The organism is Myxococcus vastator, assembly GCF_010894475.1.
Classification (GTDB): Bacteria; Myxococcota; Myxococcia; order Myxococcales; family Myxococcaceae; genus Myxococcus; species Myxococcus vastator.
The window spans coordinates 1-11,286 of record NZ_JAAIYB010000274.1 but is presented as its reverse complement, the minus strand read 5'-3'; the positions used below and the strand labels follow the sequence as shown (position 1 = coordinate 11,286).

Here is an 11,286-nt window from a genome sequence, read left to right as displayed (position 1 = left end):
CGGGTAAGGTGGGGTGTGGGCCCGGGCCGGGTGGCATCCGCGGCCCAGAGGTGCTGCGCGGCATAGGCGCGCCAGGGGCTCCAGGCTTCGGAGCGGCGGAGCGCTTCATCCGGGGCAGGCCGCACGCCATCCTCGCCCGTGAGTGCGCGCAGCAACGCGACGTCCGCCGAAGGGAAGGCATCCGTTTCGCGCACGGCGCGCAGCGCGATGTACTGCGCCGTCCAATCTCCGATGCCGGGGATGCGCTTGAAGTGTTCGACCGTCTCTTCCAGCGTGGCGCGCGGCTGGAACAGCCTCGGGTCCGCGACGGCCGCGGCGGCCAGGCTCGACAAGGTCCGGGCCCTGGCGGCGGGCATCCCGAGCGTGCTCAAGTCCGCCTGCGCCAGTCGTTCCGGCCGGGGAAAGGTGCGCGTCAGCCGGCTGTCTCCCGTCGACTCGACGCCCATGGGCTCGCCATACGCCGCGACCAGCCGCGCTCCGAGTCCTCGCGCCGCGGCGACCGTGACTTGCTGGCCCAGCACGGCCCGGACCGCGAGCTCGAAGCCGTCCCAGCCTCCGGGTGCTCGCAGTCCTGGCCGCAGGGCCACCAACGGAGCGAGCCGCGCGTCCCGGGACAGGTGTTCCCGGATGACGTCCATGTTCGCGCCCACGTCGAAGACGCGCCGGACCTGCGCCACCACCGTGGGCAGGGCTTGAACCTGGGGGAGGCGGAGCGTCGCGAGCAACCCGTCGCGGCCAGGGGCCCGGAAGACCTCGACGGTGCCCTGTCCGCCCGCGGTCGCCACGGTCCGCCGGTAGCGTCCGGCCTCAAGGTGCTCCAGGCCCGGCAGGGCCCGGGCCTCCAGGTGCGTCAGCATCGCCTCCCAGTCATAGGGGGGCTGGTAGGGGATGAAGAGCGTGACACCCGCGGCGGCATCGCCCACGGGGGCCCGGCTCCGGCGGAGCGCGCTGGGAGGCCGTCCATATAGGGCGCGGAACACGTCGTTGAAGCGGCGGACGCTGCGGAACCCCGAGGCCAGCGCCACCTCGGCCATGGGCAGGGTCGTCTCGTGCAGGAGCTGCCGGGCGAACAGCACGCGCCGCGTCTGGGCGACGGCCACGGGCGAGGCCCCCAGGTGCTGCTGGAACAACCGCCGCAGCTGCCGGTCGCCCACGCCCAGCCGGCCCGCGAGCGTCTCCACCCCGGCGCCGTCATCATCCAGGCCGCCCTCGGCGATGAGCGCCAGGGCCCGGGCGACGGTGTTGGAGGTGCCCCGCCAGAAGGCGAGGTCCGGTGACGTCTCCGGGCGGCAGCGCAGGCAGGGCCGGTAGCCCGCCTCCTGCGCCCCGGCAGCGCTGGGATAGAAAGTGCAGTTCTCGAACCGGGGCGTCCGGGCCGGGCAGATGGGCCGGCAATAGATGCGCGTCGTCCGGACGGCGGTGAAGAACCGCCCGTCGAAGCGGGCATCTCGGGTCTGCATCGCGCGGTAGCACGCACTGGCGTCCAGGCCGTTCATGGGAGGCAAACTCCCATACCCGGTGGCCCCTGTCTGGCCGCTTTCGGACCTCAATGGCGCGGGTGTGTCGGGGTGCGTCAGCCACCGTGAGGCGGGATTGGCCGCCAGGAGAGGTTGCGTTCTGTCAGCCATTGGCGACATGGGATGATCTCGACTCGACAGGGCGGTAGGGCGCGTGCAGCCTTTCAAGCAAGATGCCGGAACCCCTACTTGTCGCGGCCGTGGGCGACATTCATGGCCGCTTTCACCGCGTGGAGACGTGGCTGGACGCGCTGGAGCAGGCGCGAGGCCGCCGGGTGGACCTGGTGTTGGCGGTAGGCGACGTGGAGGCCTTCCGCCGCGCGGATGACCACCGGCGCAAGGCCGCCAAGCGAGCCATGCCCGCCGAGTTCGCGGAATACGCGGATGGGCTCCGGCAGGTGAAGCGGCCCCTGTACTTCATTGGCGGCAACAACGAGGACTTCGAGGCGCTGCACGACCTCCAGGAGGGCGGCACGCTGGCGCCGAACGTGACGTACCTGGGCCGCGCGGGCGTCCGCGAGCTGAGCGGACTGCGGGTGGCGTACCTGTCGGGCATCCACGCGCCGCGGTTCATCGACCAGCCGCTGAAGCCCCCCTCCTCGCCGGACATGGTGAAGCAGGCCGGCTACTTCCGCACGCCGGAGGTCGAGCAGGTGGCGGCCCTGTGCGACGTGGACCTGATGCTGGTCCACGAGTGGCCGCGCGGCATCGTCCAGCGCGCGCGGGAGGAGAACCCGTCACCGCCGAGGCCGCTGCCCTCCTATTGGATTGGCAATCCCGTGACGCGGCGGCTCGTGGACACGGTGTTGCCGAAGTGGATGCTGTGCGGCCATTCACACAAGGGCTTCGCGGTGACGCTGGAGGGCCCGGGACGTCCGGCCACCCGCATCGCCTGCCTGGACCAGGCGGCCAAATCCCAGGAGTCCATCTTCTGGTTGGAGTACGAGGAGCGTCAGGCCCTGCGCGCGGGCTGGGGCCTGTCGGGCGCGGTGTCATGGACCGCGGGCCAGCGCTGGGACATGAACTCGCTGCCACCGCTGGCCGCGGAGGGCGAGGGAGCCCCCGCGGAGTTCGGCCTCTGAGCGGCGCCGGCGCGGCGCTAGAAGGTGCCGGAGATGCCCATCATCCGCGCGCTGGCCACGGGCGTCATCTGAAGCTGCCCTGGCTGGACGTTCGGCGTGGCCTCGCCCTTCCGGCCATGGAGCAGCAGGGGCACGGCGACGCCGACCGCCGAGCCGAGCAATGCGCCGGTGGCCACGTCCGTGAGGTAGTGCTTGTCGGCGCCCATGCGCAGCAGGCCCACGGAGGTGGCCACGGGCACGCCCACCGCCCAGATCCACGCCTGGTGCTTGTAGCCGCGCAGCGCGGCGACGGTGCCCGCAGACACCACCAGGGAGAAGGCGAGGTTGGTGTGGCCGCTGTAGAAGGACAGGTTGTTGTCGCTGGGGTGGTCGGTGAGGCCCTTCTGGTCCTCGGGCAGCACGTGGACGAAGGGGCGCTCACGGCCGGCGATGAACTTCACCGTCTGGTTCGCCAGGGAGGCGAGCACCGCGCTCTGGACGATGATGGTGGCGTCCTGGGCGAAGTAGCGCGTCGGCGCGCCCGAGCCCTGGCCCACGGCGTACTGGATGCCGAGCACTCCCGCGGGCAGCGCGCCGAAGCCGATGATGTTGCTCCAGTCGTGGGCCCGTTTGCGTGCGGACGGCGTCGACCCGGCGAGGCCCCGTCCCCAGCGGTCCAGCCGGTTGAGGCGGTCCGTCCCATCTGGCGCGCGGTCGCACCAGCGACACTGCGCCGGGGCCAGGTCGTCCTTGAAGAACGCCTCACTGGAAATCCACAACACGCCGGCCGCGCCGGTGATGACGCCATCCCGGGTCCAGTCGAAGCGGAGTTCATGGAGCCGCGGCTCGTCCGAGCCGTCTTGCGCGGCGGCGGGGAAGCAGGGGACGACGGCCAGCAGGACGGCAATGGCAAACGCTCGATAAGGGAGGCGCACAGGGGCAGCATAGGGGCGCACTCCCGTCGGGTTCCAGCGCTGTTCCATGACTTCATGCGTAGACTGGCCGCGCATGTCTTTGGAGGCGTGCCCCCCTCATGCAATTGACCCCCGCGTCGGAACTGCCGCTGCGCGCCCTCTCCACGCTGTTCGCCCGCGCCTTCGAGGATTATTTCGTCACCGTGCCGGACGCCCCCGGCCTGTTCGACGCGCGCGTGCGCAGTGAGCACATCTCGCTGGAGGAGAGCCGCGTCGCGCGCGTGGACGGGGAGCCCGTGGGGCTCGTGTTGATGGCCCGCAGGGGGCGGGAGCGCCGCGTGGCGGGGATGGGGGTGGTGCCCGCCTGGCGGAATCGCAAGCTGGGCGGCGCCATGTTGCGTCCCCTGCTGGAGGACGCGCGAGCGCGGGGCGACACCCGGCTGGTGCTGGAGGTCATCGAACAGAACGCGCCCGCGGTGAGGCTCTACGAACGGCTGGGTTTCCAGTGCGTGCGCCGGCTGGTGGGCTTCATGGGGACGCCCGAGCCCTTGGCGGGTGCCTCCGCGCTGGAGGAAGTGGACCCGTGGGAGTGCGCGCGGCTGCTGCCCCAGGGGTTGCCCTGGCAACTGGCCCCCGCGACGGTCATGGGGCTGGCGTTGCCCGCGCGTGCGTTCCGGCTGGGCGCCGCGGTGGCGGTGGTGGCGGACGTGTCGGCGCCCACGCTGGGGGTGCGGTCCGTGGGCGTGGAGCCCTCGGCCCGGGGGCAGGGCGCTGGCCGCAGACTCCTGGGCGCGCTGGCCGCGCGGTGGCCCGGGAAGGCGCTGGTCGTGAGCGCCGTCGTTCCGGAGGGCCCCCTGGCGCGCTTCTTCCTGGGCGCGGGGTTGGGGGCGACTCCGCTCACACAGCTTGAGCTGGAGCTGCCACTGGAGGCGCGTTCATGAGCCTCCGAGGCTCGCTGTAGGGCCGGGTTGCCCGGCGCGGATATCGATGGATGGACCGGGAATACGTGGACAGCGGCCGGGCAGGCACGGAAATGACCTGTGCGGCGGGCCTTGAATGGAGCATGAAAGTCACCCGCCCGGTCGTTCTAGAATCCACCCCGCATGTCCTTCCGCTCTGGCCGCACCCTCCACGTGTTCCCCGACGCCGGCCGGCGGCAGGCCGCGTTGCGGGCCATGGGTGACGCCAGTGGGCTGAGCGTGGGCGCGCACCTGCTGACCTGGGAGGAGCTGCTGCAGGCGATGGGCGGCGCGCGCGAGCTCAACCGGCGTCCGTGCCCGGCGGTGGCGGCGCGAGCGGTGGTGGCCTCCCTGGGGTTGGAGCTGGGGCCCACGCCCTTCGGCGACTATGTGCGAGAGCCCGCCTTCGCGCGCGCCGCGTTGGACGTGGTGCTGGACCTGAAGGCCGGGCGCCTGTCCGCTCGGGAGCTTCAGGACGCGGTGGAAGTCCTGCCGCAGGAGCGCAGGACCCGGGTCCGCGTGATTGCGCGCCTGTATCACCTGTACGAACATCGGATGGCGGAGCTCTGCCTCGCCGACCGCGAGGACGTGCTGCGCGGTGCGCGCGAGGCGCTGGGCCGAGGCGCGTGGCCCGTGGGGTGGGAGGGGCTGCGCACGCTCGTGCTGCACGGGGTGTACGACGTGCGGCCCTCGGGGCTGGAGCTGCTCCTGGCGTTGGCGGCGGCGTGCGAGTCCCGCCGGGTGACGTTGCGCGTGGAGACGCCGGTGGGTGGCTCGCCCGCGGCGGACGCGGCGCTGACGGCGCTGTTCCGCGCCTTCGAGAACCGCGGCGACTCCATGACGCACGTGGACCTCTTCAAGGCGGACGTGACGTTTGAAGGCCGGCCTTTCATCGACCTGGGACGCCACCTCTTCTCGCCCGCGGCGCCGCGCGACGTGTTGAAGGACGCGGTGCCGGCCCTGCGCGTGTGGAACGCGGCCACGGCCCGTGACGAGGCGCGGCTGTTGGCGCGGGACGTGCGGCGCCTGCTGGCCGAAGGCGTGGCCCCCGGCGACATCGCGGTGGCGTATCGCGAGCTGGGGCCCGAGGCCGGGTGGCTCGCGGAGTCGCTGGGGGAGCTGGGCGTGCCGGTGCGTCTCCCCTGGGGCGAGCCGCTGGGACTCGCCGGGCCCGTGCGGCTGGCGCTGGACCTGCCGCTGCTGGTGGAGGACGGCTTCCCGGTCGAGCGCATGGCGGACCTGATGAGCAGCCGCTACGCGCCCAAGCTGTCGCGCGGTGGGCCGGACGCGCCCGCGACGCTCTTCGCCCAGGCCGCCGTGCGTGATGACCGGCTGGGCGCGGTGCGAGGCCGGGGCGCCTACGACGTGCGGCTGGATGGGCTGGCCCGGCGGCTGCTCGCGCTCAGCGGGACGCGCAAGGCGCAGGACAGCCGCCGCGCCGACGCCGTGAAGCTGTTGCGTGAGCGCTGTCTGATGTTGGTGGAGGCCTGTCGCCGCATCCCCGAAGAAGGCACCGCCGTGGAGCTGCTCGCGGCGTGGTGGCAGGTGGTGGAGCGGCTGGGCCTCGTGGCTTCGGAGGGTGCGTTGGCGCCACGCGAGGAGGGCGGGCTGGGCGCGCGCGCGGCGGATGCGCGGGCCCGGGACGACGCCGCGCGCGAAGCGCTCCGCCTGCGGGTGCAGGGCCTGACGCGGATGATGAAGGCGGTGGGCGGAGGACCGAAGATGCGCCGCCGGACCTTTGGCCGTTGGCTGCGTGACGCGATGGCGGATGCGCACCTTCCTCCGCGCGGGCCTCGTGGCGCCGCCGTCGAGGTGCTCGACGTGGCCGAGCTGCCGGGCCGCTCCTTCCAGCACCTCTTCCTCGCGGGGCTGACGGAAGGCCGCTTCCCCGGGCGTGACGCTCCGTCACCGTTGCTGGCGGACGCGGAGCGCGCCGCGCTCAACAAGCACCTGGGCCGCGATGTCTTCCGGCTCACGGGCGGCGAGTTCGACGACCGCGCGGCCTGGCGCCTCACCGAGGACCGCCTGCTGTTCGCCAGCGCCCTGGCGGCCTCCGAGGCGACCGTCAGCCTGTCCTTCGCGGTGGAGTCCTCGGGGGGGCAGGAGCAGGTGCCGTCGGCGTTCCTGGAAGAGGTGCGCCGGCTCACGGCCCTGAAGTGGGCGCCGCGCTCGTTGTCGCCCATTCCGCCGCTGGACGAAGTGCTCACCGAGTCCGAGTTGCGCCGCTGCGTGGCGCTGGAAGCCCTGTCCCAGCCGAAGCTGCGCGTCACCGAACCCGACGCGGCGGCCTCGGTGCTCCGGCGTCGCTTCGCGCCCGAAGCCTGGTACGCGGGCGCGCGCGAGCTGTCGGAGGTGGAGCTGGAGCGCCTGTTCTTCTTTGGCGATCCGAAGGTGCAGCCCGGCCCGTACTCCGGCTCGGTGGACGTCGACACGCAGCGCGAGTCCCTGCGCGAGACGTTCCGGTTCGACATCACCCGGCCGCTCTCCGCGTCGGCGCTGGCGCGCTTCGGCAACTGCGGCTTCCAGGGCTTCCTCTCGTACGGCCTGAAGGTGGCCGAGCCGGATGTGCCGGGCGAGGAGTTCGACGCCCGGGGCCGCGGCACCTTCTGGCACAAGGTGGTGGAGGAGGTCTTCGCGGCGCTGAAGGAGAAGGGGTTGTTGGGCAAGGCGCCGGAGGAGGTTCCGGACGAGGTGCTGGACGCCGCGCTCAAGGCCGCCATCAAGGACTTCGAGCGCATGCACCACGTTGGGCATCCGGAGCTGTGGAAGCTGGCGCACGAGCGGGCCCGGGCGATGGCCCGCCGCATCCTCGTGGATGAGCGGCGCGGCCTGCCCTTCGACGCGATGACGCCGGAGAACTTCGAGTTCCGCTTCGGCCCCGCCGCCCGTGACGACAAGTGGAGCAACGTCGTGCTGCACGCGGGCGAGGAGCCCGTGTACTTCGAGGGTACCATCGACCGGCTCGACACGTCGGGCGGCGAGGTGGGCGTCATCGACTACAAGTCGGGCAAGCTGGAGAAGCGCTCGTTGAAGGAGCGGCTGCTCACGTCGGACTTCCAGCTCCCGCTGTACCTCTACGCGGCGCGGGAGAGCGGCCACGCGGACGCGCGGCAGGCCGCGTGGTTCTCCCTGCGCACGGGCATGGCCATCCGCCTGTCCGAGGTCATCTCCGACGCGGAGCTGGACGAACTGCTGTCGAAGGACCCCGAGGTCCGCGCGAAGGTGGCGGAGAAGGCAGGCCTCAACCTGCCCAACGCGGTGGAGGCGCTGGTAGGCACGCTGCGGCAAGGCCAGTTCGCCGCGCGGCCCCAGGACTGCGGGGCGTGTGGCTATCGCGCGGTGTGCCGGATTACGGACCGGCGCGTGACGGAGGATGGGGGATGAGCGCCGAGCCGTCCCTCTTCGCGCTGGAGCGCAACCTCGCCCTGATGGCGGGCGCTGGCGCGGGCAAGACGTACAGCCTGGTCACCATGACGTTGCACCTGCTGGCCGGCGCGCGCGAAGCCGGCGGTGCGGTGCGTCCGTCGCGGCTGTGCATGCTCACGTTCACGGACAAGGCCGCCGCGGAGATGCGCTCGCGCGTCCGCCAGCGTCTGGACGGGCTGGCGCAGGGCGACACGCGCCTGGACCAGGAAGTGGAGTTGCGGGCGTCGCTGGCGCGGCTGGACAAGCCGTTCCCGCTGCCGGATGCCTGGCGGCAGCTGCGCGAGGAGCTGGGCGCGGCCACGGTGGGCACCTTCCACTCGCTGTGCGGCCAGTTGCTGCGCCGCGCGCCGCCCGCGGTGGGAATCGACCCGAACTTCGAGGTGCTGGACTCGCTCGAGGCGACGGGGCTGGTGCAGGACGTCTGCGAGCGCGTGGTGCTGGACGCGCTGGAGGCCGGTGACGCGCAGGTCCGGGAGCTGTGCCAGGAGCTGGGCTTCTCCGGCTCGGGCTTCTCCGACGGGCTGGTGGCCGCGTTGATGGCCGTCTACGGCAAGCTGCGCGAAGAGGGGTTGCGCGCGGAGCAGGCCGCCGTGAGTGACGCCGCCGAAGCGCGCGCGGAGCTGGAGTCGTCGGTCACCCGGTGCCTGGAGCTGTGCGCCGAGGCGCGGGGCCTGGACGCGAAGGGCGAGTGGAGCCGGCTGCTGGGTGGCCTGGAGCGCGCGCTCAACGGCATGACGCCCGAGAACTTCGGGCAGGGCGAGCGTTTCCCGTGGTTGCGCGCGTGCTTCAAGGCGGACGGTCGCAACTTCGCGCGGCTCAGCAAGGGCGCCGCGGGGCCCGTGCGAGCGCTCTACTGGCGCGTCTTCGGCAAGAGCGATGGCTCCGTGCCCCGGTTGGATGATGCCTGGGCCGCATGGCGCACCGCGCCCTTCGAGGTGACATTCCGCGAGCTGCTGACGCGGGTGGAGACGCGGCACGACACGGAGCTGTCCCGCCGCAACGTGTTGGACTTCACGTCCCTGCTGGTGAAGTCGCGCGACCTGCTCCGCGCGCATCCCGAGTTCCGCCGCCAGGTGCAGGAGCGCATCGGCGCGCTGCTGGTGGACGAGTTCCAGGACACCAACCGCCTCCAGTTGGAGCTGGTGCTGCTGCTGGCGGAGAAGCGCGAGGACGGGCCGCGCGAACTGGCGCCGGACGTGGACCTGGTGACGGCGCTGCCGCTGGAGCCCGCCTTCCTCTGCGCGGTGGGTGACCGCAAGCAGTCCATCTACGAGTTCCGCGGCGCGGACGTGTCCGTCTTCTCCGTGCTGGCGAAGAAGCTGGTGGACGAGGGCGGCACGCGCGGCTTCCTCCAGCACAACCGCCGCTCCGTGCCAGGGCTGCTGTCGTTCTTCAACCGCACCTTCGCGGGGGTGCTCGTCGCCGCTGATTCCCAGGCGCCTCGGCCCTTCGAGGTCATCTACGTACCGGAGCAGGACGACCTCGCCGCGGTGAGGCCGTCGCTGACGGACGCGCCCGTGGTGGAGCGGCTGCAATTGGAGGAAGCGGACACGGCGGCGGACCTGCGCTGGCTGGACGCGGATGCGATTGCCCGCAGGCTCCGGTGCCTGCTGGCGCCGGGGGCACCTGCCTCCGTGGCGCGCGAGGATGGCGAAGGGCTGCGTCCCGCGCGGGGCGGTGACGTGGCCATGCTCTTCCGGACCTTCACGCACCTGGAGGTGTACCGGCAGGCGCTCATCCGCCACGGTGTCCCGCACCGCGTGCTGCGCGGCCGCGGCTTCTACGGCGCGCAGGAGGTGCTGGACCTGGCCTCGCTGCTCGCGCTGCTGGCGGACGCCGAGGATGCGCTGGCCTTCGCCGCGGTGCTGCGCTCTCCCCTGGTGGGGTTGAAGGACGCGTCACTGTTCCGCCTGGCGGGAGACGCGCCCCTGTCCTTGGCGTCGCCCCGGCTGACGGACCCGGAGGTGTTGGCATCGTTGTCCGAGCGTGAGCGGCAGCGCCTGGAGCGTTTCCTCGCCGCGCTCCCAGGCCTGCGGCGGGAGCGCGACCGGATGGGCGTGCGGGAGCTGCTGGTGTCCGCGCTGGACGTGACGGGCTACCGCGAGACGCTGGCGGGCTCGCCCTACGCGGAGCAGGCCAGCGCCAACGTGGAGAAGCTGCTGGCGCTGGCGTCGCGGCGGGACGAGCGCGGCACGGGCGGCTGCGTGGCCTTCGCGCGCGAGCTGCGGATGCTGGCGGAGAACAACCCGACGGAGGCCCAGGCGGACCTGCTGGACGCGAGCGACCCGCGCGCGGTGCAGCTCCTCACCATCCACAGCGCCAAGGGACTGGAGTGGCCGGTGGTGGTGGTGCCTTCGATGGGCGGCCGGAGGCGCAGCACCTCGGGCCGCGCCCACTTCGAGCGCACGCATGGCATCTCCCTGCGGCCGTGGGTGCCGGATTCGCTGGATGATGACTACACCTCCAGCCGCTTCGACGCGGTGCGCGCGGAGCTGAAGGCGCGCGAGGACGCCGAGTACCGCCGCCTGCTCTATGTCGCGCTCACGCGGGCCAAGGACAGGTTGGTGCTGGCGGGCGGCGCGGAGCCGCGCGGTGGCAAGGACTCCTGGTGGCACCTCATCGACGGGCGCCTGGAAGTGGACGCGGAGCTGCGGGGCCTGGTCGATGAGCTGGACGTCGACACGCTCCCTCCGCCCGCGGACCCGGAGCCGCCCGGCCCAGAGGCCCTGTTGCTCGCCGAGGCGCGCGTCGAAGCCGCGCTGCTGCGGGTGCGGGGGCAGCGTGTCGCGCAAGCCGAATCCCTGGGCGCCGCGGTGGCCTCCGCGGAGGCGCTGCAGGACTTCATCGCCTGTCCGCGCCGCTTCCACTACGTGCACCGGCTGGGGCTCCGTGGTGCGCCGTGGCCCTGGGAGGTGTTGCCCCGTGGCGCGCCGCCGCTGGTGGAGCCCGACGGTTGGCTTCCCGCCGAGCGGCCCGAGGACCTGATGCAGCGGCTGCTCCGCGCCGTAGACCTCCGACTGGCGGCGCCGGAGGTGGACGCTTCGGAGCGGCGGGCCCACCTGGAGACGGTGCTGCGTGACGCGGGCGCGCTGCCGGACGAAGAGGGCATGGACGCGGTGCTGGACACCGTGGAGCGCTTCCTGACGTCGGCGTTCGCACGTGAACTGGCGGGGGCGCCGTCACAGACAATTCACCGGGGCTTGCCCTTCATGCTTGCCCTGGAGGGTGAGGTGGGTGTCGAGGGCGCGGTGGACCTGCTGTGGGAATCCCCCCCAGGGGAGGCCGTGGTGGTGGCCTTCAAACACGGTGGGCGTCATCCGCTGGGAGCGGCCGCGTACACCTACGAGCTGGCGGCCCTGGGGCTGGTGGCCCGGCGGATGGTGCGAGAAGGGGTGCCGGTGCGGGTGGG

Annotated in this window: 6 protein-coding genes; 4 read left to right on the top strand and 2 right to left on the bottom strand. The window is 72.5% G+C overall.

Annotation, left to right across the window (positions count from 1 at the left end; all coding sequences use genetic code 11):
• Nucleotides 1-1,496: AlkA N-terminal domain-containing protein (locus tag G4D87_RS24185; RefSeq protein ID WP_163784573.1), on the bottom strand; the 1,496-nt coding region annotated here is incomplete at its 3' end.
• A 194-nt stretch (nucleotides 1,497-1,690) separates the two neighbouring features.
• Between G4D87_RS24185 and G4D87_RS24180 the strand changes: the two genes are divergently transcribed.
• Nucleotides 1,691-2,599 (top strand): metallophosphoesterase, encoded by a 909-nt coding sequence (locus G4D87_RS24180; RefSeq protein ID WP_163784572.1) that lies wholly within the window; start codon nucleotides 1,691-1,693, stop codon nucleotides 2,597-2,599.
• 17 nt (nucleotides 2,600-2,616) lie between these two features.
• Here the strand turns inward: G4D87_RS24180 and G4D87_RS24175 are convergent, their stop codons facing one another.
• Nucleotides 2,617-3,561 (bottom strand): phosphatase PAP2 family protein, encoded by a 945-nt coding sequence (locus tag G4D87_RS24175; RefSeq protein ID WP_163784571.1) that lies wholly within the window; start codon nucleotides 3,559-3,561, stop codon nucleotides 2,617-2,619.
• Nucleotides 3,562-3,611: 50 nt separating this feature from the next.
• Here G4D87_RS24175 and G4D87_RS24170 point away from each other — a divergent pair, with 50 nt between their 5' ends.
• From G4D87_RS24170 to G4D87_RS24160, 3 genes are all read left to right on the top strand, one after another.
• Nucleotides 3,612-4,433 (top strand): GNAT family N-acetyltransferase, encoded by an 822-nt coding sequence (locus G4D87_RS24170; RefSeq protein ID WP_163784570.1) that lies wholly within the window; start codon nucleotides 3,612-3,614, stop codon nucleotides 4,431-4,433.
• Nucleotides 4,434-4,595: 162 nt separating this feature from the next.
• Complete coding sequence (locus G4D87_RS24165) at nucleotides 4,596-7,835, top strand: PD-(D/E)XK nuclease family protein (protein ID WP_163784569.1); 3,240 nt, start codon at nucleotides 4,596-4,598, stop codon at nucleotides 7,833-7,835.
• The coding region (locus G4D87_RS24160; protein ID WP_163784568.1) for a UvrD-helicase domain-containing protein at nucleotides 7,832-11,286 on the top strand (3,455 nt) is incomplete at its 3' end. The genes G4D87_RS24165 and G4D87_RS24160, both read left to right, overlap by 4 nt.